Origin of the sequence: Streptomyces sp. LBL (assembly GCF_029893585.1) — a bacterium.
GTDB lineage: Bacteria > Actinomycetota > Actinomycetes > Streptomycetales > Streptomycetaceae > Streptomyces.
Genome location: NZ_JARXYX010000055.1, coordinates 16,400 through 38,104 on the forward strand (window position 1 = coordinate 16,400; position 21,705 = coordinate 38,104).

The 21,705-nt window shown below is 68.7% G+C and carries 21 protein-coding genes and 2 pseudogenes; 12 read left to right on the plus strand and 11 right to left on the minus strand.

The window, feature by feature from the left end:
• Window positions 1-9 precede the first annotated feature (9 nt).
• The 3 genes from M2271_RS40505 to M2271_RS40515 form a co-directional block, all read right to left on the minus strand.
• Window positions 10-438, minus strand: coding sequence for a tautomerase family protein (locus M2271_RS40505; protein ID WP_280892478.1), 429 nt, complete (start codon window positions 436-438; stop codon window positions 10-12).
• A 117-nt stretch (window positions 439-555) separates the two neighbouring features.
• On the minus strand, window positions 556-2,019 hold the full coding sequence (locus tag M2271_RS40510; RefSeq protein WP_280892479.1) for a UbiD family decarboxylase: 1,464 nt from the start codon (window positions 2,017-2,019) through the stop codon (window positions 556-558).
• A gap of 76 nt (window positions 2,020-2,095) precedes the next feature.
• Entirely contained in the window at window positions 2,096-2,734 is a 639-nt protein-coding gene (locus tag M2271_RS40515; RefSeq protein WP_280892480.1) for a UbiX family flavin prenyltransferase, read from the minus strand.
• A gap of 79 nt (window positions 2,735-2,813) precedes the next feature.
• On the opposite strand from M2271_RS40515, the gene M2271_RS40520 reads away from it, so the two are divergent.
• Window positions 2,814-3,266, plus strand: coding sequence for a MarR family transcriptional regulator (locus M2271_RS40520; protein WP_280892481.1), 453 nt, complete (start codon window positions 2,814-2,816; stop codon window positions 3,264-3,266).
• Window positions 3,267-3,351: 85 nt separating this feature from the next.
• Window positions 3,352-3,784, plus strand: a pseudogene (locus tag M2271_RS40525) ((Fe-S)-binding protein); the annotation flags it as partial.
• A gap of 351 nt (window positions 3,785-4,135) precedes the next feature.
• On the opposite strand, the gene M2271_RS40530 reads toward M2271_RS40525, so the two are convergent.
• The 3 genes and pseudogenes from M2271_RS40530 to M2271_RS40540 all read right to left on the minus strand — a co-directional run bounded on the left by M2271_RS40530 (window position 4,136) and on the right by M2271_RS40540 (window position 7,917).
• Complete coding sequence (locus tag M2271_RS40530) at window positions 4,136-5,683, minus strand: transposase (protein WP_280892482.1); 1,548 nt, start codon at window positions 5,681-5,683, stop codon at window positions 4,136-4,138.
• A gap of 1,066 nt (window positions 5,684-6,749) precedes the next feature.
• Window positions 6,750-7,151: pseudogene (locus tag M2271_RS40535) on the minus strand (DUF4158 domain-containing protein); the annotation flags it as partial.
• A 541-nt stretch (window positions 7,152-7,692) separates the two neighbouring features.
• Window positions 7,693-7,917 carry a hypothetical protein gene (locus tag M2271_RS40540; protein WP_280892483.1) on the minus strand — a complete coding sequence of 75 codons (225 nt, stop codon included), beginning with the start codon at window positions 7,915-7,917 and terminating at the stop codon, window positions 7,693-7,695.
• 390 nt (window positions 7,918-8,307) lie between these two features.
• Here M2271_RS40540 and M2271_RS40545 point away from each other — a divergent pair, with 390 nt between their 5' ends.
• Window positions 8,308-9,153, plus strand: a complete 846-nt coding sequence (locus tag M2271_RS40545) for an MFS transporter (RefSeq protein WP_280892484.1) — start codon at window positions 8,308-8,310, stop codon at window positions 9,151-9,153.
• A gap of 266 nt (window positions 9,154-9,419) precedes the next feature.
• Here M2271_RS40545 and M2271_RS40550 read toward each other — a convergent pair whose 3' ends face one another.
• The 4 genes from M2271_RS40550 to M2271_RS40565 all read right to left on the minus strand — a co-directional run bounded on the left by M2271_RS40550 (window position 9,420) and on the right by M2271_RS40565 (window position 13,064).
• Complete coding sequence (locus M2271_RS40550; protein WP_277329349.1) at window positions 9,420-10,391, minus strand: alpha/beta hydrolase fold domain-containing protein; 972 nt, start codon at window positions 10,389-10,391, stop codon at window positions 9,420-9,422.
• Window positions 10,392-10,862: 471 nt separating this feature from the next.
• A complete protein-coding gene (locus M2271_RS40555; protein WP_280892485.1) occupies window positions 10,863-11,483 on the minus strand; it encodes a TetR/AcrR family transcriptional regulator in 621 nt (206 codons plus the stop codon).
• A 138-nt stretch (window positions 11,484-11,621) separates the two neighbouring features.
• A complete protein-coding gene (locus M2271_RS40560; protein WP_280892486.1) occupies window positions 11,622-12,404 on the minus strand; it encodes an oxidoreductase in 783 nt (260 codons plus the stop codon).
• Window positions 12,405-12,485: 81 nt separating this feature from the next.
• Window positions 12,486-13,064 (minus strand): TetR/AcrR family transcriptional regulator, encoded by a 579-nt coding sequence (locus M2271_RS40565; RefSeq protein WP_280892487.1) that lies wholly within the window; start codon window positions 13,062-13,064, stop codon window positions 12,486-12,488.
• Window positions 13,065-14,006: 942 nt separating this feature from the next.
• Between M2271_RS40565 and M2271_RS40570 the strand changes: the two genes are divergently transcribed.
• The gene (locus M2271_RS40570; protein WP_280892488.1) at window positions 14,007-14,597 is read left to right on the plus strand and encodes a TetR/AcrR family transcriptional regulator; all 591 of its coding nucleotides are present in this window, start codon (window positions 14,007-14,009) and stop codon (window positions 14,595-14,597) included.
• Between the two features lie 414 nt (window positions 14,598-15,011).
• Entirely contained in the window at window positions 15,012-15,137 is a 126-nt protein-coding gene (locus tag M2271_RS40575) for a hypothetical protein (RefSeq protein WP_280892489.1), read from the plus strand.
• On the opposite strand, the gene M2271_RS40580 is transcribed toward M2271_RS40575, so the two are convergent.
• A complete protein-coding gene (locus tag M2271_RS40580) occupies window positions 15,138-15,857 on the minus strand; it encodes a hypothetical protein (protein WP_280892490.1) in 720 nt (239 codons plus the stop codon).
• A 177-nt stretch (window positions 15,858-16,034) separates the two neighbouring features.
• Between M2271_RS40580 and M2271_RS40585 the strand changes: the two genes are divergently transcribed.
• The 7 genes from M2271_RS40585 (at window position 16,035) to M2271_RS40615 (ending at window position 21,540) form a co-directional block, all read left to right on the plus strand.
• Window positions 16,035-16,865 carry an alpha/beta hydrolase gene (locus M2271_RS40585; RefSeq protein WP_280892491.1) on the plus strand — a complete coding sequence of 277 codons (831 nt, stop codon included), beginning with the start codon at window positions 16,035-16,037 and terminating at the stop codon, window positions 16,863-16,865.
• Window positions 16,866-16,941: 76 nt separating this feature from the next.
• Window positions 16,942-17,784, plus strand: coding sequence for an alpha/beta hydrolase (locus M2271_RS40590; protein ID WP_280892492.1), 843 nt, complete (start codon window positions 16,942-16,944; stop codon window positions 17,782-17,784).
• A gap of 125 nt (window positions 17,785-17,909) precedes the next feature.
• The gene (locus tag M2271_RS40595; protein WP_280892493.1) at window positions 17,910-18,500 is read left to right on the plus strand and encodes a TetR/AcrR family transcriptional regulator; all 591 of its coding nucleotides are present in this window, start codon (window positions 17,910-17,912) and stop codon (window positions 18,498-18,500) included.
• Between the two features lie 473 nt (window positions 18,501-18,973).
• The gene (locus M2271_RS40600) at window positions 18,974-19,738 is read left to right on the plus strand and encodes a GNAT family N-acetyltransferase (RefSeq protein WP_280892494.1); all 765 of its coding nucleotides are present in this window, start codon (window positions 18,974-18,976) and stop codon (window positions 19,736-19,738) included.
• Window positions 19,739-19,792: 54 nt separating this feature from the next.
• On the plus strand, window positions 19,793-20,611 hold the full coding sequence (locus M2271_RS40605; protein WP_280892495.1) for a GNAT family N-acetyltransferase: 819 nt from the start codon (window positions 19,793-19,795) through the stop codon (window positions 20,609-20,611).
• A gap of 292 nt (window positions 20,612-20,903) precedes the next feature.
• Window positions 20,904-21,389 (plus strand): ATP-binding protein, encoded by a 486-nt coding sequence (locus tag M2271_RS40610; protein ID WP_280892496.1) that lies wholly within the window; start codon window positions 20,904-20,906, stop codon window positions 21,387-21,389.
• A complete protein-coding gene (locus tag M2271_RS40615) occupies window positions 21,373-21,540 on the plus strand; it encodes a hypothetical protein (protein WP_280892497.1) in 168 nt (55 codons plus the stop codon). Before M2271_RS40610 ends, M2271_RS40615 begins: the two co-directional genes overlap by 17 nt.
• Window positions 21,541-21,705 lie beyond the last annotated feature (165 nt).

Below are 21,705 nucleotides of genomic sequence, written 5' to 3' on the forward strand. Positions count from 1 at the left end.
CCGATGCTGTTAGTCGGCCGACAGCACGTCTCCGAGAACGTGCCTGTGGCGATGCATCCAGGCCGCCTCTTCACCAGGCGCGGGTACGATCAGCCCAGCCTCCATCAAGGACGTGGGATCGACCTCGGTGAGGCCGAGCAGCAGGCTTCGGGCGTCCTGGCCGGTGATCGCGGTCCATGCTTCGGACAGCCGGGTCAGAAGTTCGGCTCGCGCCGCCCGATCCCGGCCGGCCCGGATCGTTCCATCGATATATGACGCCTCCCTGGGCTTACCGGCGGTGAAGAACGTCGACGGCTCGTATTCAGTGAACACGACGTTGACGAATCCCCGGGGCGCGCCCGTCACCGAGGTGTGCACGGTCGTGATTGCTTCCGCCAGGTCGGCACGAAGCTCGGCGTTGAGCGATCCGGCCGGCACAAGGCACTGGTAAAGCGGCACGGCATTCCTTTCGAACTGGTATCTGGCGTGAAACCGCACAGCGGTCCAACAACAGCGCTGCGGCGGATCACTCTGGGAAGCGGTCGGGCGGTCACGAGTCGTGGGTGGAGGGATCTGTCAGTCGTTCCAGTGAGCGATGACTCGTTCCTGGATTTCGGCGGGGTAGTTGTACCGGAAGGAAGCGCGCGGCTCGCGGCCTTCGTCGATGGCAGGGAACAGCGCGTCGTAGGTGACGTGCTCGGCGCTGGCGGCGTGCCGTTCCTCGAGGGTGTAGCAGGCCAGCAGCGGAAGAATGGGTGCGGTCTGCAGAATGCGCCGCTTGGTGGGGTGGACACGGGTGGCCAGGGCCCACATCAACTCAGCGACATTTGAGGTGTCCACGTCGTCATCGAGCACGACGAGGCGCGGGACGGTGACGGTGAAGCGCTGGGCGTAGATCACGTCGTGGATGCGCTGGGTCAGCTCGCCGGTGCTGACCCCAGGCAGCTGCTTGCGCCAGTCCGGTGCGACACTGACGACCAAGAGGTGAGTTGCGGCGTCGAATGGCATCCAGGCGGTGGTGACGGGCAGTCCGGCGGCGCGCAGTGCGGCAAGCCCCTCCGCGGCCGCTGCGAGTCCGGTGACGGTGTGGAATTCGTCCACCGGCTCACCCTCGACACAGGTCGGCCAGATCGGGTCGTCGCGGTGAGTGATGGCTTCGATGCTGTAAACCGGACACATGGTCGTGTGGCTGGGGACGTAGCCGGCGAACTCGCCCATCGGACCCTCGACAGCGGTGCGCTCGATCGACAGGTGCCCCTCGATCACGATCTCCGCGGTGGCCGGGACCTGGAGGTCCACGGTCTCGCACTGGACCAACTCGATGGGCTCGCCGAGCAGGCCGCCGATGTAGCCGCCTTCCTCCACTCCCGTGGCCAGCGGCATGCCCGAGACGATCGGCAGGACCGGCGGGCCGCCCTGGACCAGGGCGAACGGCATCGGCTGTCCAATGTCGACCCACTGTTGCCATACGTGATTGATGTGCTGCCCGGGCAGTACGAGGCCGGTCATGGTCTTTTCGTCGATCATCATGATTCGGGCGATCGACCAGTTGGTGAACTTCCCGTCAGGGGTGCGTGCGACGATGGTGCCCCAGGTGTTCACGTAGGGGCCGCCATCGCCGTCGTGGAGCAACGGGGTGGGGAAGCGGTCGAGTGAGGCGTCGTCGCCGAGCAGGATGTTCTGCTTCACCGGTCCGGTTTCGACCAGGACCGGCTCGATGGGCTTGCGGGTGCGGGCCTCCGCCAGAGTTTCGACGATCTTCCGGGCATCCGCGTCGGCGTCCAGGCCGATCGAGAGCGCGATGCGGGCCAGCGGTTGACCCGGTGCCGAACTCAGACCGCCGGGGGCGCCGAAAAGTCGGTAACCGGGCTCAGAGCCCTTCAGGTTGTTGAACAGCGGCGCCGGCGCCTTGGTCTCATACACGCGGCGGATGACGGCGCCGACCTCGAGGTGGGGATCGACCTCCCGGTCGATAACCCGGAGATCTCCGAGCTTGTCCAGAGCGTCCATGTATTCGCGCAGATCCTTCAGATATGTCATGACAGTGTATTTGTCCTTTCTGGTAGATACTGTCCGCCCGTGAAGGCCGATCAGTGGGTGACTGGGTTTGCTAACGTCAACCGACAGCTTTGGCCATGCCCAGGGGGGTGCCGGGAACTCGCGGAGCGGTGCGCCGGCCGTTGCCGCGCGCAGTGGCCGGGCCGTCCCAGCGCACAGCCCTCCCGCTGTCCAGCCCGAACTGGTCCATCACCCTCGCGACGAGGTGATCCACGATGTCGTCGACCGTTTCGGGCTTGTTGTAGAAGGCCGGCATGGGCGGCAGGATCGTGACGCCCATGCGTGCCATGGCGAGCATGTTCTCCAGATGAATCGCCGACAGCGGCGTCTCGCGTACTCCCAGCACTAGGCGGCGCTGCTCCTTCAAGACCACGTCCGCGGCGCGCGAGACGAGGTCGCTGCCGTAGCCGGCCCGGATGGCGGCCAGGGTCTTGGCGCTGCACGGCAGGATCACCATGCCGTCAGTACGGAACGAGCCGCTGGAAATGGATGCGGCCTGGTCCCGCGGACCGTGCACCACATCGGCGAGTTCGGCGACTTCCCGGCCCGACCAGCCGGTCTCCAGCTCGATGGTCGCCCGGGCCCACTGGCTCATCACCAGGTGTGTCTCCACGTCCGGCTGGGTGCGCAACTCCTCCAGGAGCCGGATCCCCAAGATCGCGCCCGTTGCCCCGGTCATACCCACGATCAACCGCATGAGAAGCAACCTTTCGTACACGAAGTTTCGTACACGAAGATACACTGCTGCGCTAGGAACGCAAACCACGGTCACGCTCATGGAGGCGAACGACGTCATGAACAGCGAGCTCAGAATTCCCCGGGCCCTTGCCGAATCGCCGCTCTACATGCTCAGGCGGGCGCTGAGGATCTACACGGCCGAGTGGCACCGCCTCTACGGAGCACTCACTCCGCCCCAGTGCGCGGTCCTGCTCACCCTGCGCGAGAACCCCGGCCTCACTCAATCCCAGATGGGCGATCTGGCAGGTATCGACCTGGCCACCCTCACCCCCCTCCTTCGTGGCCTCGAGGAACGCGGCCAGCTCACCCGCCTTACCGCTCCGGACAACCGGCGCCGCAAGGTCCTCCAGCTCACCCAGGAGGGTGCCGAGCTCGTCGACTTCATCAGTAAGAGCTCGCCGTCTCTTGATGAAGCCGTGCTTGGCGACCTGCCCCAGGAACATCGGGACGCCCTGATGAGCGCTCTCACGCACATCGCCGGAAGGTTTTGATCACGGTGAGCACCGCCACGGGTGACCGGACGGCTGCCCGGTCAAGCACGGTCATGCCGATGTGTGAGCTCGCGATCTCGGGCGGCGGTGCACCGGTGACGCCGCCCGGCGTCTGGGCAACGAGCCTCTGTTCCAGGAGCTCGGCATGGAGAACGTCATGGCGCTGAACATGGCGTTCGGCGAGGAGCTGATCGGCGACGGCAAAGTGGTCCCGGAGTCCGCCAAGTCCACATCTGCGAAGAAGATCGTCGCCACCTGCCCGCACTGCCTCAACAGGATCGGCAACGAGTACCCGCAGCTCGGCGGCGACTACGAGGTCATCCATCACACCCAGCTGCTGTCGTCGACGAGGACAAGCTGATCCCCGTCACCCCGTCGAGGGCATCATCACCTACCACGACCCCTGCTACCTGGGCCGCCATAACAAGATCTACACCCCGCCGCGCGAGATCATCGTGACCGTCCCCGGCCAACGGAACGAGGAGATGCACCGCCAGAAGGAACGCGGCTTCTGCTGCTGTCCCCGTACTCCTATGTGCCTGTTTCTGAACCCCGGAGTCGGCGGCTTCGGTAGCCTGATTCCAAGGTGGGTTCTGGGCCGAGTTGGTGGCCACCACCTTGAGAACGATCAAGGCAGGGTTGGGGGCTTGTTCTCCATGGACAACGCCCCGCCCGTCCTACTCACCCCAGCGGTTCCGTTCGCCGAACGGTCACGGTGACCGCTCGGCGAACGCTTCGACGAACTTCGCGTTTCGGACACTGGCGGGCTGACCTGCGGTTTCTGGGTTCAGAAACAGGCACTGAGCTGCGCCCGGACCTGCGGCTAAACGATCCAGCCGCCCCGCCGACAACGACGGGAGTACAGGTCTTCAGGATGTCGCCCCCGCCGCTCCGTCCGTCGTCGGCTCGGGCGTTTCTGCCTCGGGTGAGGTGCGGGGCCCGGGCACCGTGAGCGCCGCCGTGAGGTCGAGCCGGTGGTTCATGTCCAGCTCGAACCGGCCGTAGGGGTTGATATGCGTCCAGAACAGCGGGGACAGGGCCCGCCGGTCGGCGTCGGTGAGCCGCTTCTGCCACTTCTTCTCGTTCAGGATGTCCTGGAGCAGCAGCGTGTTGACGTGCACCAACGCCGACTGGAGCAGGTGCAGCGCCAGCATGGAGACTTCCTGGCTCTCCTTGTCGGAGCCGGTCAGGTCGCCGTCCTTGCCGTAGAACAGGTCGTGGTTGGCGGAGTTCCAGTTCTCCACGACCTGGAGCCCGTCGTTGACCTCGCGCCGCAAGTCCTCGTCGGCGAGGTAGTCACAGATGAACGCCGTGCGCACCGCGCGTCCCAGTTCCTCAATCGCCCGGTAGGTGGGGTGCTTCGGCCCGCCGCGGGTGAAGCGCCGCAGGACCTGCTCGGCCTCGGCGGTGCCCAGGCGCAGGGCGGTGGTGTACTTCACGATCTGGTCGTACTGCTGGCGGATCAGGTCCCAGTCGATCGTCTTGGTCGACAGCACCGGCGCCAGGTGCGGCCACTTCTCGTCCTCCCCGGCCGCCGGCCGGTACAACCTGGCCGAGCCGACGTTCTTCAGCCGTGGGAGCAGGTTGAAGCCGAGCATGTGGGCGAAGGCGAACCCGACGATGGACGCGCCGTGCGTGTCGGTGTACTGCCGGTCGATCTCCACGTCCGTGCAGTGCCGCAGCCCACCCTCGATCATCGCGGCGACCTCGGAGGCCGAGCAGGACTTGAGCTGGCTGTAGACGCACAGCGACTTCTTCTCGACGTGCCAGTAGATCATCACGCCGGGCCCGCGGTAGCGCTGGTGCCACTCGGTCATGAAGTTCGAGCTCCAGGAGCCGAACTTCTTGGAGTCGCTCGCGCAGGCGGTGCCTTCGCCCCACCACGCCGCGTCGCGGGCGGCGAAGGTGGCGTTGACCAGCCGTACCAGCGCAGCGCGCAGGTTGGTCCGGTTGACGAACAGGTGCCGGACCCGGCGCAGGACGGCCTCGCTCTCGCCGTGCTTGCCGGTGACCGCGACCCGCTTGATGCCCATGTTCGTGCCCAGCGCGAACAGGACCAGCAGCAGCCGGCGCCGCAGTATCGCCTTCGGGACCGCCTCGCGCGTTGCGACCGAGGTGAACTCGCCGGTGAAACCGGTGGCGAACTCGGCTTCCTCGAGGATGTCGATCAGGTCGATGGTGCCCCAGCGGCGCTCGATCTCCGCCTTCAGGGCGACGAGGTTCTTTGGCTCCTCCTGCTTGCCCAGCGGCGAGACCTTGATCCACGGCTCGCCGTGCCGCTTGACGATGTCCACCCCGCCCGTGGTCCCCAACTCCAGCGCCGTGTCGAGGCGGGTCAGAGCCTCCCGCAGCCGCTTCTGCAGCGCCTCGATGAACTTCTCCGGGTCCTGCGGCTGGCGGATCGCGTCGTAGTGCACATCGCGGTTGTCCTCGAAGTCCGGCGGCAGATCGTCCTCCGGGTTCCGCCACCGGCACCCAGATCTCCCGCCGCCGCAACGCGTCCCGCAGCGCCACGAGCACACACAGCTCGTACGGGATGCGCTCGTCCACGACCGCCTTGCGCCACTCCTCGCGCACTACCCCGCCTAGCGGGATCTTCTCCGCCTCGTCGAAGAACGCGCCCTCCTTCGCGATGGGCTGGTCCAGGTACCGCTTGAGCAGGTCGATCGCGTCCATCACCGGCCGGTAGGCGGTGTTGTTGCACTTCAGATCCAGCGCGTTCAGCAGCGGCGAGAGCATCCGCCGCCAGTGGTTGGAGTACGACGAGCGCAGCACCGTGCGTACCCGCGCCCGGTAACGCGCCTCGTTCGCTGCGGCCTCCGCCGCCAGCGCCTTCAGCGTGGATTCCCCGGCCACCGGATAGATCACCTTGCGGACCGTGCCGCTCGGCTCCGCGACCGCCGCTTCCGCCAGCCGCAGCAGGATGCCCTCCTTGCCGCGGACCCGCTTCAGCTCCTTGTTGAACTCGCCCTCGACCTTCTTCTCCGCCCGTGTGTTGATCTTCTGCACGAGCTGGATGAACAGCTCCACCAGCGAGTCGGTGATCTCCGTCTCCCGCACGTGGCACAGCGTCGACAGCAGCGTGTACCGCACCGGCCCGGCCGCCGCCCGCAGGTCCGAGGGGTACTCCTTCGCCGCCCGCGCCCGCCAGGCCGCCACCAGCTTCTCCGACACTTCCCCGAACAGCTCCGGCGGCAACTCCAGCGCCCGTACCCGCTGGAGCTTGTTCACCTCCGCCAGCAGGCTGTCCAGCCCCAGTGCACCCGGGTCCGCCTTCAGCTCGGTAAAGAACGTGCCCCCGCCGCCCGCGCTCTCCTCATCCGTGCCGGCGTCCTCGGCGATCAGGTCATCCAGCCGGGACCGGGTCACCGCCGACAGCCGGCCCACGGTAGCCGCGCAGAACCGCTCCTCGAAGGTGCTGACCGCCGAGCCCACCAGCCGGGCGATACGCCCGGGCGTCGGCGTCTCCACTCGGTCGTTGCGGCAGCGGACCACCACCGCCTCTGCCAGCCGGTCCCGGTTCAGCTCCACCCCGCACAGCTCGACCGCCAGCCACTCGGCGAGCTGGGCCTGGTCCTCCTTGGTGCACTCACGGAAGCCGAACGCGCCCCGGATCTCCGTCCGATGCCGCTTGATCGCCCGCCCCGACCAGTCGTACGCGGCCCACTCCTCCGCAGGCACCTTCACCTGCTGAGCGACGTACGACACGGCCGGCGCCGGGATCTCCCCGGTGTCCTCCGGGAACCGAGCCTCCACCTCGAAGAACTTCAACAACAATGCGAACCCCAACCGGTTCGCCCCCGACTTGTTCCGCAGCCGCTGCTGGTCCTCCTCCAGCAGCGTCCAGACCTCGATCAGGTCCTCCGGCTCCCACTCCTGCCGCATCCCGGGCTCCTTCCGGTCGTCATGACCGGACCAACCTCGCTGAGCACGGCGCTCGGTGAGCCCAGAAGATCCAAAACTCTGAAAAGCAGACCCCAGATCCGCTACAGAGAGCTACTTGTCACTTCGTGGCAGCTTCGGGAGAACAGGGCCAAATCAATCGCCTTGAAGGCGCCGCAGTCTGCGCGTCTGTCCGTAAGGACCCGATCACTTTATGAGCCCGGTTCACCGGCGACGCTTTCGAGACCGACAAGCCCATCGTCGAAGCGGTGCGCGAAATCGCCGGCCGCAAGGGTCACCCCGGGACAGCCGGCTCTCCCCGGGGCCTCGCCCCAGGGAGAGGAGATCGTCACGATTCCCGGCACCAAGAGGGTCCACCCGCAGGAACGTCGCCGCGGCGGTCCAGCCGACGGACTCCGAACTCGCCGAGATCCAGAAGCCCTGCCGAAGGCCGCGGGGGACAGGCACGACCAGCCACCAACTCTGTCAGTTTGATTTCCAAACTAACGCTGCTAGCGTCGCCCCGTCAGCAGGTTCTTCGAACTCAGGGGGACGCCATGTCCGTACCGGAACCCGCCACCTCGCCGCCCCGGCACGGCGATCCACCGCGGCCCGCACCGACCGGCGGGCACAGCCCGTTGCGCATCCTCGCGCTCAGCAGCTTCGGCGTGTTCGTCGTCTTCCTGGACACCACGATCGTCAACGTGGCCTTCGAGACGATCAGCCACAGTTTCGACACCACCGCGAGCAAGCTGGCGTGGGTCCTCAACGCCTACAGCCTGGCCTTCGCGGCGATCCTCGTCCCCGCCGGCCGTCTCGCGGACCGCTACGGCCGCAAGAAGATCTTCCTGATCGGTCTCGGCGGGTTCGCCCTCATGAGCACACCGGGCGTGCGGGCTCGCCCCCACGCCCGGTGTGCTCATCGCCGGCCGGGCGCTTCAGGCGGCGTTCGCGGCCCTTGTCGTCCCCACGTCGCTGGCCCTGGTCCTGCCGGAGTTCCCCGGAGCCAGGCGGCATGTCGCGGTCGGTACCTGGGGGGCCATGGGTGCGGCCGCTGCGGCCTGCGGGCCGACGCTCGGCGCACTCCTCACGCAGTACGCGTCCTGGCGCTGGATTTTCCTGGTCAACGTGCCGATCTGCGCGGTCATGATCGTTTTCGGTGGGAGGGATCCCCGATCCGGTTGCCGTGGTGCTGGTGGCCGCGGTTCCCGCTGCTTTGAGCTACGCCGTCATCGAGGGCCCCACCCGGGGCTGGAGTTCGGCCGTCGTCATCGCCGCGTTCGTGGGGGCCGTCGTGCTGACCCCGCTGCTGCTGTGGCGCTCGGCGACGGCGGCCCGGCCGGTGATCGATCTGTCGCTGTTCCGCGACCGGCAGTTCAGCCTGATGAACCTGGCGATGCTGCTGTTCTCCGTGTCCTTCTTCGGGATGCTGCTGAGCAACGTCATCTTCTTGCAGCAGGTCTGGGGGTATTCGGTTCTGCGGGCTGCTCTGGCCGGCGCGCCGGGGCCGCTGCTCGTGGCGTTCATCGCCCGTCCGACCAGCGGCCTGGCGGCTCGGATCGGGTTCCGGCCCGTTCTTCTTCTCGGTGGCGTGACCTGGATGGCCGGGTCCGCACTTCTGGCGGCCGGGGTCGGCGCCTCGCCCCACTGGGCCACGCACTGGCTGCCCGCCGTGCTGCTGACCGGTGCTGGTATCGGCCTGACGCTGCCCGTCCAGGCCGGCGCCGCGGTCGCGTCGCTGCCCGACCACAGGAGCGGGACGGGTTCCGCCGTGAGCCAGAGTTTCCGGCAACTGGGTGCCGTGCTCGGCATCAGTCTGTTCGTCGCCGTCGTCGGGGATTCCGGGCCGGCCCAGGCTGTGGGTGCTTTCCAGCACGTGTGGTGGGTGTTCGGCGCGCTGGGCCTGGTCAGCGGGCTGATCGTCTGTCTTCCGGTACAGGCTCGCGGTACCGACAGGCCGGAGCCGGTCGGGGCCGTCGGCGAGTCGGCCGGCATCCCGCATTGAATCGCCCGGAGCCACCGTCCGCCCCGCGACGACCCTGCTCCGCCGTCTCTCTGCTGCCTGTGTAGGTGGCAGAAATCCGGGCCGGTGGCCGCACTCTGCTGAGCCCGGCCACCCGCCCGGATCCTGTTTCTCCCGCGGTCCCTGGAGCAGCGGGTGCATGCATACCTGGTGTCCGCTGTTCACGAAGGGACGTTGTCCGACCCCTGGCCGGCCGTACTGGAGCCCTGGGCGTCACCTCCCCGTCTGTGGCAGGGGGCGGACGTCGCTCAGAGGCCCAGGGTGCGGCGCACCCAGTTGGTGCGGGCCTCACGGGACGCGACGCCGATGGCCGTGTCCGCGGCGACGAGCTCGTAGAGGTGGAAACCGCCCGCCCAGACGTGCAGTTCGGCCGAACCGCCGGCCGCCCAGATCGACGAGGCGTACGCGGCGCTCTCGTCACGGAAGACCTCCGCGCTGCCGACCTCGATGTAGGCGGGCGGCAGGTTGGAGAGGTCGGTGGCCCGGCTCGGGGACTCGTAGGGGGAGACGTCGTCGGTGCCGCGGCGATCCCCCAGGACGGCGTTCCAGCCGGTGAGGTTGCTGTTGCGGTCCCAGACGCCGATGCCGTCGATCTGATGGCTGGAGACCGTGTCGTTGCGGTCGTCGAGCATCGGGTACATGAGCAGCTGGCCGGCCAGGGAAGGGCCGTTCTTGTCCCGGGCCAGGAGCGTGACGGCGGCCGCCACGCCACCGCCCGCGCTGCCGCCGACCGCGATCAGCTTGTCCGCGGCGAAGCCGAGCTCCTCGGCGTGCTCCGCGGTCCACTTCAGAGCGGCGTAGGAGTCCTCGACCTGGGCGGGAGCCGGGTTCTCCGGGGCCAGCCGGTACTCCACCGTGACGACGACGGCGTCCAGCTGCTCGACGTAGTCGACGATCGGCGCGATCCCGACGAAGCGGTCGCCGAAGATCAGTCCGCCGACGTGGGTGAAGAAGAAGCCCGGACCGGGGGTGCGGTGGTCGGTGCGGCGGAAGACGGAGACCAGCAGATCCGGGGCGCCTTCGGGGCCGGGGATCGTGCGCTCGAAGTGCTCGATCGGGCGGTCCTTGATGAGCTCCTCGACGCCGGGCGTGAAGCCACCGGACCGCAGTGCCGGGATGTCCTCGGGGTAGAGCGAGGAGTTGAAGGACTGCAGAACGACGTCGAGGACGGGCTTGAGCTCGCGGTCGAACGGCGGGGCGGGGTACTTCGCGTTGGACATGGTGACCTCATGGATAGGCCGCACGAGAGGGCGGCTTCGACGCCTGCTGACTTGCAGGTTGTGAAGTCAGCTTAGCAGTGACTGACCGCCAGTCATTCGTGCAGTCCTGGAAAGTGCCGTGATGCACGTCACGGTGTCATCCGGCCGTGGGGGGAGCCGGACGGGTCGGTAGGCGCAAGGTGTGCCGAACGCCTGCGGGGGGGGGGGGCCGCCGCCCCGGGCCCCCCCCCCCCCCCCCCGCCCGCCCCCCGCCCCCCCCCCGCCGGGGGGCCGGCCAACGCACCCCCCACCGCAAAACCCGCCGCGCCCCCCCGCGCGGGGGGGGCGGGCCCCGCCCCGGGGGGGGGGGGGGGGGGGGGGGGGGGGGGGGGGGGCGGGGGGGGCCCCCCGGGGGGGGGGGGGCCCCCCCCCCCCCGCCCCCCCCCCCCCGCAGGTGAGGAGCCGATTACATCCCTGGCGCCGGGTGCCCGGTTATCCGCGCCCGGTTTCCTTGAGCCCGAACACCGCACGGGTCATGTGGCCCGAGGCCGTCACCACTTCCTCGTGGGAGAGGGGCGCGAAGCCGGTGATCGCGTCCGTGACGGCTCCGCAGAACCCGTGGAAAAGGGCCCGGGCCATCATGTCCGGCTGCTGGCAGGTGACTTCGCCGCTTGTGACGCCCTCCTGCGCGGCAGCCGCGATCATGCCGATCAGGCGTTCGTTGGCGGCCGCGTGCACTTCCTGGGCGCCCGCCCCGTCGTACAGGACCTGGTGGAGGTCGGCGTGGTCGAGTGCGAACCGGCAGAGCGATTCCAGGACGTCCACGAGTCTCCTGCCCAGGGGCACGTCCGTATCGCCGAGGATCTTCTCGCCGACGCCGGCAAAGTTGTCCATGTGGCGTTCCCACAGGGCCGCGGCCGCCTCGTCCTTGGTCTTGAAGTAGAGGTAGAACGTGCCCTTGGAGACCTCGGCGAGGGTCGTGATCTCCTCGATCCGGGCGTCGGCGATGCCCTTGCGGGCGAACACCTCGGCCGCGGCGTCGAGGATGTCCTTGCGGCGCTCCTCCGGCGGCTTGGCGACCCGTTTCCTCTTGGCGGTGGCGGGGGTTCCCATCGGCGCTCCTTCTGTCGTCGCGCCTGTCCGCACGACTAAATGACTGACTTCCAGTCAATCGTACGCTCCTGGCAGAAGCGCCCGTCTGCGGTCGTGCGGACGCGGCGGCGGCGTGTCGGCCGCCCGCGAGGGCGGCGGTCAGACCGCCTTGTGCTGGCCGCCGTCGACCAGGTAGTCGGCACCCGTGATGCTGGCCGCGGCGTCGGACAGGAGGAAGGCGATGGCGGACGCGATCTCCTCGGGCTCGACGAACCGGCCGGTGGTGATGCCCAGCGCCCCGGGCGCCTGCTTGAGGAAGGTGGGGATGTCCATGCCGAAGGCCGCCGCGATCTGGCCGCCGAACTTCTCCGGGCCGTCGTAGATGGAGCTGCGGACGAAGCCGGGGGAGACGGTGTTGACGCGGACGCCCTGCGGGCCGAACTCCTCCGCGAGGGTCTTGCCGAGCGCGGTGACCGCGGCCTTGGCGGCGGCATAGGCCACCGGGCCCAGACCCGGCAGACGAGCGGCGACCGTGGACACGTTCACGATGGCGCCCGTGCGCTCCACGAGGCTGGGCAGGGCGGCCCGGGTGACCCGGACCGTGCTGAGCAGGTTGATGTCGAGGATGGCCGCCCACTTCTCGTCATCGGTCTCGAGGAAGCCCTGGACGGCCAGGTCGTCGCCGCCGCCGACATTGTTGACGAGCAGATCGATTCCGCCCAGCTCTGCCAGCGCCTGCTCGACCAGGGTGTGCGCACCCTCCGCGGTGGAGAGGTCGGCGGCCACCGCGATGGCGCCCGTCTCCTTCAGTTCGGTGGTGATCGTGCGGGAGGCGCCGACGACGCGGACGCCCTCGGCGACGAGCGCCTTGACCGTGGCCAGTCCGATGCCGCGGCTGGCGCCGGTGACGACGGCAGTCTTGGAGGCGAGCTTCAGATCCATGGGACATCCTTTTCTTGAACTCTAGGTACAAAATGTGGATAGGGGTGCACCACGTCCCGGCCGCTTGTCGCGCGGGGGCGGTCAGAGCAGGTCGACGGTGGTGTCGATCACTCTCGCGAGCCGGTCGGGCCCCGGTTCGACACGGCCCATGAGCCGCATGCCGGTCACCGTGTTGAGCAGCAGGCTGGCCAGCGCCTTCGCGTCACGCTCGGTGCTGATCTCTCCCGCGCGCTGGCCTTCTTCCAGCAGGGCCTGGAAAGCGTCCTCCGTGCGGTCGAGCAGGCCCCGGACCTGGGTCGTCACGGATTCATCCGTGGCCCCGAACTCGGCGGCACTGTTCATGGCCAGGCAGCCGCGCCGCCCGGGGTCGGCGAGGTCCGTCTCGGCGAGGACGCGCAGCGCCCTGCGCAGGCGCTCCTTCACCGGGCCGGAGTCCTCCAAGAGGCCTTTCACGGTCGATGCCTGGATCTCCAGGTAACGGCGCAGCGCCAGGTCGAACAGCTGGCGTTTGCTGCCGAAGGTGTTGTAGAGACTGCCCTTGCCGATACCCAGGGTGTCAGCAAGGTGCTGAGGTGTGGTGGCGCCGTATCCCTGGCTCCAGAACACCTGCATCGCCTGCTCGACGGCTGCGTCCGGATCGAACTCTTTGGGCCTTCCCATGGGTAGGACCCTAACAGGATTTCTGACCTGGAAGTCAAGTATGCGGACGCCTCGCGTGCCGACTCGGCGGGGGGCCTCTCTGAACACGGCCGTCGGTGGCCGGCGGGCGACCAGCCGGACTCTTCTCGCGGCCTGCGCGGCCCGAGGCGGCCACGTTGTCGCCCCTGTCGGTCGTGAGCTGCGGCACCGTCGGCACGTGCAGCCCTTCGAAGGTCCCCTCGCGCCTGCTGTTCCCGTAGTCGGCGCGTGGGCCATCTGGCTATGTCAGACTAAAGTCAGAAGAGGGCGGGTGCGGTCAGTGCCCCCGCGACGCGTCCGCAAGCCCTGCCCTGTCAAGCAGAGGCACTACGTCGACGAAGGGCACACCAGTCATGGCACCTGAGGGGCCGCCCCCGGCCGAGGCGTCGGGAGTCTTGGGGCGGTCTTCCTGCTCATCGCCTCGGCTGCGGCGCGATACAACTGACCGGTCCCTGCGTCCGGGATGACCCCCAGAATCCGGAAGCGGCCGTTCGTGCCGTACGTCCGAGCTGTTGACCCGGGTGTCAGCTTCCTCGGCATGGCGGACTGTTACGGCCTGTTCGGGAGCGAGCAGTTGGACTTCCATCCCTGAGGCCCGCGTCCGCAGGCGTCGGCACCGAGGGCGAGTGCGCCATGCTGCACAGCCGCTCCTGCGGACCTCACCAACCGTCCGCCTCGGTGCGGTGGACATCGTCCCCGCGGAGAACGGACTCCTCAAGGAGCACGGGGATGTGCTGCAGGACGAGGCCACCCGTGAGCAAACCCGAAGCGGACTCCCCATGTTCGGTGACGGGCTTCCTGAGGAGCGCCGAAGACCGGACGAGGGCTCCCGGTACCTCCCTGGTGCGCCCGTCCTGCGCCGAACGGATCTGCCGGGAGCCGGACCCCTACGCGAGACAGAACGAGACAGAAGAGGAGTGTGCCGTGCGGTACGGCAAAGAGCACAAGCAGGCGACGCGGCGGCGGATCGTCGAGAGGGCCGGCCGCCGCTTCAAACGGGACGGCATCGAGGGCTCGGGAATGTCGACGCTCATGGCGGACGCGGGGCTGACCAAGGGTGCCTTCTACGGCCACTTCGCATCCAAGGAGGAGCTGCTCACCACCGTGGTCGCCGACCAACTGCGCAAGCAGAGCGAGAGATTCAGCTCGCAGGCACCTCCTGGCCGTGCCGGACTCGAGCAGCTCGTGCGCGAGTACCTGTCGGTGCAGCAGCGTGACAGTCCCGAGGACGGCTGTCCTTCCGCCGCCCTGCTTGACGAGATCAGACGCTGCACCGACGCCACCAAACAGGCGTACACCGACGGCGTGCAGACCAGCGTGGACAACATCGCTGCCCGCCTGGCACCGGATGATCCGCCGTCGGCACGCGTGAAGGCACTCACCGTCTTCGCCATGATGGTCGGGACAATGCAGCTCTCCCGCGCCCTGACCGACCCACGGCTTGCGGACGAGATCCTCGAGCAGGGCATTCACAACGCCCTCACGCTCCTTGGCGCCGACGAGCATCCGAGCTGACGCGCCGCATCACCAGACCCTTACACATCACGGTATTCCGGGGCCGTCCGGCTCCGCCGGATGGCCGTCAGCAAAAGGCGAAAACGGTGAAGGCCACCATCAAGGCATCCGCCACCACATCTGCTTCGAAGTCGTAGGACTGGCCGTACTTGGGCCGCAGGGCCTCGGCGGCAGACTTCCCACTGCGTCGAGCCGGACCGGCTCATGGTGGCCTGTCCGGGCGGTAGCCGCGGTCGGCCGTCGGCCCGGCGTTCTGCGCCGCCTCTGCGCCGGTCCCGGGCTCCACCGCGGATCCCGGCCCGTGAGGGCCAGGGTGCGGTCCGGAGACCGAAGTGTCGCCGGCCGGGGCGGGCGGGGTGGCGGACAGGCCCAGGCCGTGCATCCGCGGGGCCTGCCGGGTGCACGGCCACGGAGGTGGCGGCCGGCCGGTCCGGGATGCTCGGCTTCCCGTGGCGCCGGCGCATCGAGGGTTCGAGCGCCGAGGGCATGCGGCTCGACTGCCCGCCGGGACTCCCGGCGACCTGGAAGTCCCGGCTCTGATCAGTGGACGGTGATCTGTGTCAGGTCGATGGCGACGAGAACCGGCGTCGGTACGGAGCGGCCGTCCTCGCGGACGGGGACGACGCGGCGGCGGGTGGGGAAGACCAGGCCGGAGACCTCCTTGTGGGTGTCGCTGTAGTGCGCGGCCGGTGAAGCACCGAGAACCTCCGCGGCGTAGTCGTGGCGACGGAGCAGGCCGGTGGAGTCGAAGTGGAAGACCTGCTCCCTGCTGTGCGTGGCGATGTCCTCGGGGAACACCGCGCGCAGCCGGCGCCGTCTCTCGCCGGCCTCCTCCCACGGCTCCAGCTCCTCCACCTGCACGCCGGGCATGGTCAACAGGAAGGGGGCAGTCAGGTAGTTCCACATGGCATAGCCCCCGAAGTACAGGGCGTGCAGGTCGTCCCACGGCGAGTCGGGGCCGTGTCCGGTGAAGGCCATACGTGGGGAACGGCGCTGCGTGAGCACGTTGCGGGCGCGATCCTCGATCCACACCCGGCCGGGAGTGAACACCCCTCGCAGCCCGGGTCCGGTGAAATCGTGGTACACGAGGTGCTGGCGCCGTACGTCGAGAACGAAGTCGGCGGTGGCGAAGATCCCTTCTTGCCCGCGCGAGCCCCACAGGAGCCCGCCCACGGAGCCCTGTGCGTGAATCGACCGGACTCGGCGCCAGCGGTCCAGACCGCCGTGAGCGTGGAGTGTGTGGTCCAGAAGATCGGACATGTCGCGATTCCTCTTCGTGTTCATGTGGTCATGGCGGCGGACCCCGGCTTCGGCCGGGAATCCGTCCGCAAGGTCAGTTCGAAAATCAAACCAGATTTGCCTCACTCGCCTTGACTCGGGCCCCCGCGCCTGCCTACTGTCCTAGGTAGACAGAACGTTCTCCCTCTTGGAGTCGACATGATCAACGATGCCCACGACGCCCCGGCGGTGGTGCTCATCCACGGGTTGTGGGTGACTCCTCGCAGCTGGGAGCACTGGGTCACGCACTACACCGCCCAGGGGCTCCAGGTACTGGCTCCGGCCTGGCCCGGAGTCGAGGGGGAGGTCGAGGACTTGAGGCTGGACCCCTCGCCCATGGCCGGCATCGGCCTGGAAGAGGTGGTGAACCACTACGAGGCCATCGTGCGCAACCTGGACCGGCCCGCCATCCTGATCGGTCATTCCTTCGGCGGGGCCATCGTCCAACTGCTCCTCGACCGCGGTCTGGGCGCCGCAGGGGTGGCCATCGACTCGGCGGCGGTCAAGGGGGTGCTTCCCCTGCCGCTGTCCACGCTCCGCTCCACCTGGCCGGTACTGCGCAGTCCGGCCAACAAGGGCAAGGCGATGGGGCTTTCTCCCCGGCAGTTCCACTACGCGTTCGCCAACACCCTCAGCGAAGAGGAGTCACTGGCCGCCTACGACCGCTACCACGTGCCCGGTCCGGCCCGGGTGCTGTTCCAGGGCGCCTTCGCGAACTTCAATCCGCGGGCGGTCACCCGTGTCGACTTCCGCAACGACAGGCGCGCACCGCTGCTGTTCATCGCGGGCGGCGCGGACCACATCGTGCCGCCCCAGGTGAACCGGGCCAACGCCCGCCTGTATCGCAAGTCCGCGTCGCTCACCGACTACCAGGAGTTCGCCGGCCGGTCCCACCTCACGATCGGCCAGGACGGCTGGCAGGAGGTCGCCGACTACGCCATGGACTGGGCCCTCAACCGCGCTCTGCTCCTTAAAACGCCGCTCACCTGACGTCCCGGCGTTCCCCAGCACAGAGGCCGGAGTTGCCCGGCCTCTGCCCTCCATCACACAAGGAAGTACTCACGTCATGAACCGTCGTTCCTTCACCATCACGGCGGCCGCGGCTGCGGCAGCGGGCCTTGCGGCCACCGGGGTGCTCACCCAGACGGCCGACGCCACCACCCCGCAGACACCCAAGCCGACGGTGGTCCTCGTGCACGGCGCCTGGGCCGACGCCTCCAGCTGGAAGGGCGTGGCGAAGCGGCTGCAGAACGACGGCTACCCGGTCGCCGCTCCCGCGGTCCCGCTGCGTGGCCTGTCGAGTGACGCCGCCTATCTCGCCGACTACCTGAAGACCGTCAACGGCCCGATCGTGCTCGTCGGCCACTCCTACGGCGGCTCGGTGATCACCCAGGCCGCCGCCGGCAACTCGCACGTCACCGCCCTCGTCTACCTGGCGGCCTTCGCCCCCGACAAGGACGAGACAGCCTCCGCGCTGACCGCGAAGTTCCCCGGCAGCCACATCAGCGACGACCCGAACGCCTCCATCCCGACGGCGCTGAGCCCGGTGCCCTTCGCGCAGAACGGCACCACGAACGTCGACCTCTACATCAAGCCGGACAAGTTCCGCGACGTCTTCCTCAGCAACCGCCGCAGTGCCCAGGAGGCCGCCGTGCTCGCCGCGACCCAGCGGCCCGTCACCCCCCAGGCGCTCGGCGAGCCCTCCGGGACTCCGGCGTGGAAGACCATCCCCTCCTGGTACCTCGTGGCCGGCGACGACCACCTGATCCCGCCGGCCGCGGAGCGTTTCATGGCCCAGCGCGCCCACTCCCACACGAGCGAGGTCGACGCGCCGCACGACGTACTGCTCACCAACCCCGGCACCGTCACCCACGTGATCGAGGACGCGGCGCACACCACCGCCCACTGATCACCGAGCCCGTCACAGCCTCCCGGCCGCCCATCCCCGGGCAGCGCTCCGGGAGGCCGTGACGGGGGTGAGTACAGCCGCCGGTGACCTGCGGTCGCCCGAGCCTGAAGGAGGGTCCCTACGATATGAGCGTGCCAGCCGAACGCGATCACCAGAAAACCCCCCAGCGGTCCGCAGCGCGCGACCGTCTGCTCTCCACGGCCGCCCGGCTGTTCTACACCGAGGGGATCCGGGCCGTGGGAGTCGACCGGGTCATCGAAGAGGCACAGGTGACGCGGGCCACCTTCTACCGCCACTTCCCGAGCAAGGAGGACCTGGTCTGCTCGTACCTGCAGGCCGAGGACCAGAGCATCCGGGACAGGGTGAACAGCGGTATGACGCACGCCGGTGCTCCCGCGGACGCGATGGGCCTGCTGATCGACGGCATCGGCCAGGAAATCTGCGCTCCCGGGTTCCGCGGCTGCCCCTTCATCAACGCCGCAGCGGAATATCCGGACAAGCAGAGCCCGGTGCACCAAGCCGTGCTGACCCACCGGACCTGGTTCCACGGCGCCATCGCGGAAGCACTGCGCACCGGCGGCCACCCGGACCCGGATCACGCGGCGGATGTGCTGGTGGCCCTCCGCGACGGAGCCATGGTGGCCGGCTATCTCGGCGACGGCGACACGGCCGTGGCCTCGTTCAGCCGGGCCGCCCGCTCGCTGATCCCCGCCTGACAGGCTCGAGCAGGGTCGGCGGTGGCGCGTCGACCTGCCGTTGAGTGACTCCATCCGCCAACGCATCGACTGCCTGTCTGGCCTGCTCTGATCACGCACCCCGCGCGCGTGAGCGCGCGTACGGACCATCAGGAACTGACCGGCTGACCATCAGCCGGGCGTCGCAAAAAACAAGCGGCCCACTCTGCCCGCGAGGTGCGGGCGCTGAGCCCGTCGAGGGTGAAGCCGTGGAGCGGTGCCCGGACATGGGCGTGGCTCCATTGGGCAAAGCGGCGGGACGGTTCGCTGTGCGGGGCCGGCGGGCGGCAGCTTTCCTCTTGTGCGGCCTGACGTGCCCCGCAAGATGATCGCTGACAGCGTGTCGAGGCCACTGGCCCGCCGGCCTCCGCGTTGCGTGAGGCCATTTTCAGGTTTCCCGCCGAGCGCCACAGGCGGAGAAAGCAATGTGAATCGATCCGGTGCGGAGAGATGTCATGGATGAACTGACGCATCCCAAAGTTATTGCCCAGCAGCTGGCCAACGCACGTGAATTCTGGCTCGGCTACGGAGTGGAAGGAAGAAGGCGGAGCGGCCACTTCATGTATCGGAGCGGCGTGGCCGACGCCCAGTTGAACGGTGTCGTCTCCCTTGCCGGCGGCAGTTTCAAGAACGTCCTGCAAGAGGCGGAATCCGTCTTTTCCGGACTTCCGTGGCTGTGGTGGGTGGGGCCTGACAGCCGTCCCGGCGTGGTCGGCGACCTTGAGTCCCACCAGTTCTCAGAGGTCGGCTCGATGCCGGTGATGGCAGTCCGCCTGGACCGCGTCCGCAGGCCGTCCCCCACGGCAGGCCTGGAGGTGAGGGTCGTCGATGACCCCGCCGGGCTGGCGGACTGGGTGCGCTGCTGGACCTGGGCGTTCGGCATCGACACGGACCTGACCGCGAAGATACTGACGGCCGAGGCGGCACGTCCTGAGAGCTCGCCCCGGCTGATCCGGTTCGCCGGATGGCTCGAGGGCAGGCTCGTCGGCACCGCGGCGCTCTACAGCAGTCAGGGCGTGGCCGGTGTCTACGTGGTCAGCACGCTCAAGGAACGTCGCGGTCAGGGGATCGGCACGCAGCTCACAGCGGCCGCTTTGCAGGCGGGCCGCGAACAGGGGCTGAGCATCGGCACGTTGCAGGCCAGCAGCCTGGGTCTGCCGGTCTATGAACGGATGGGTTTCGCGGAGGTCGCCCGTTATCGCCTCTTCGCCAAGGCCTGACACAAGAGGATGCAACGCTCCCGTGAGTTTCTGCAGTCGAGAAAGGTGCGCTTCATGGTCATGTCTGCGGACACCTTTGAAGCCGCATGCACGGAATGCGGAGCCGGCGAGGACGTCGAACGCGCTGCACACAGTTGGGCCGAGGCCATGACCTCGCTGGCGGCTGCGGCACCCGGGGGTCATTGGCGACTGGGCGAGGGCGGAGCCGTGCTGGCCGTCACCGGGGCCCCTGTGGCCGCACTGAACGGTGTGCTCAACGTGGCTGCTCGTCCCGATGCCGCCGGGATCGCGGAGCTGGCCGCCCTGGCGGCCAGGGAACTGACCACCGTCCCGTGGAGCATCCAGATACGTGGCGAGCCGACCACCGGCATCGTGGAGGTCGCCGAACACTACGGGATGACCGTCCGGTCGCAACAGCCGTTCATGCTCAGACCGTTCACCGGCAACGAGCCGACGCCGCCGCGCGGGGCTTCAGTGAAGGTGCGGCGCGCCACGGGAAGCGATCACAAGGTGCTCAGCGCGGCACTCGCCGCCGGTTTTGCAGTGCCGCAGCACGTGTTCACCGAGGTCGCCTCGCCCACCGTGATGGCAGCGGCGGGCATGACTGCGTACCTGGCCGAGGCCGAGGGGACCGCGGTAGCCACCGGTACGGCAGCGGTGTTCCAGGACTGCGTGGGCCTGTTCAACATCTCCACGCTTCCGCCCTTCCGCGGACGCGGCTACGCACGGGTGATGACCGAGCGGATCCTGAGGGAAGGGCGGGCCATGGGCGCGCGGGCCGCATACCTCCACACCACCGAGGCGGGCCGGCGTCTGTACGAGTCCCTGGGCTTCCGCACAGTCGGTCAGTGGACCACCTTTTCCGCCCCATGAAAGGGGCGGGCGCTGCCCGTTCCTCTCAGGCGGACAGTGCCCCATTGCATGGTTTGAAAATCAAACCGATGCGTGGTTGACTTCACTCAGGACGGAGAACGGCCGCAAACGGCTTAGCCCTCCGCGTGCCTCCCCCCGATCGGCCCCGGCCGGCCCACCCCCGAGCCGGCCGGGGCCCGCCATCCGAGGGCGTCCCATCACTGGGCTGCTGATTGGCGTGCGCCCGCTGTGCCGATCATCTCGGCTCACCGCCAGGACCTCGTTGAACCTAGTCCCGAGGAGATGGGGCGTCATGAGCACCAGCCCTCTGCTTGCGCGGCCCCCCGTAGTCAGGGGTTCGACGTCAGCCATCTGCGTGATGGCCGCCACCGATGCCGCCGTACCCGCCCTGCGCGCGTTCACCAGAAGAACAGTGCACGCCTGGCGCCCGGGAGAGCCGGCGGCTGAAGCCCTCGCGCTCATCGTCACAGAACTCGTGACGAACGCCTGCCAGCACAGCGGAAGCCCGCATGTGACCGTGCATCTGTTCGCCGGCGAACAGATCCTGGGCGTGGAGGTCTCCGACAACGGCGCCTGGAAAAACCAGGCCGGCGACGCGGGCCCGGTCGAAGAGGCCGTGAGCGGCCGTGGACTGCAATTGGTCGAGGCGTACGCTGCCACGGTCCGGATCCGGCGGAGCAGCGGCGGCACCAGCGTGATCGCCATCGTCGGCACCGAGACGGACGGCACCCGCACCGATGAGATCCCTGAGAGGCAGCCGCATGTCCGACTGGTGTGATGTGCGGGCCGTCACAGAGCTGCTTCACCGGCTGGCCCACGACATGCACGCCGCATCTGCGCTCATCGCGGGACTGGACACCGCAGACCTGCGGGCCGTGTCCGACGCCGCCCTTTTCCTGCACGAGGCCGTCGAGGACCACTTGATGTGACGTGCCCCGCGGACTCTTCGCCGTGAGTTCTGCTCGCACCGCCCCTGCAACAGGCGCGGCGCGGCGCCCCCGGGTGGGGGGGGGCGGGGGGCCCGTTGGCCCGCCGCGCGGCCCCCATTGCGCCGGGCCCCGCCCCCCCCCCGCCCGGGGGCCGGGGGCCCACGG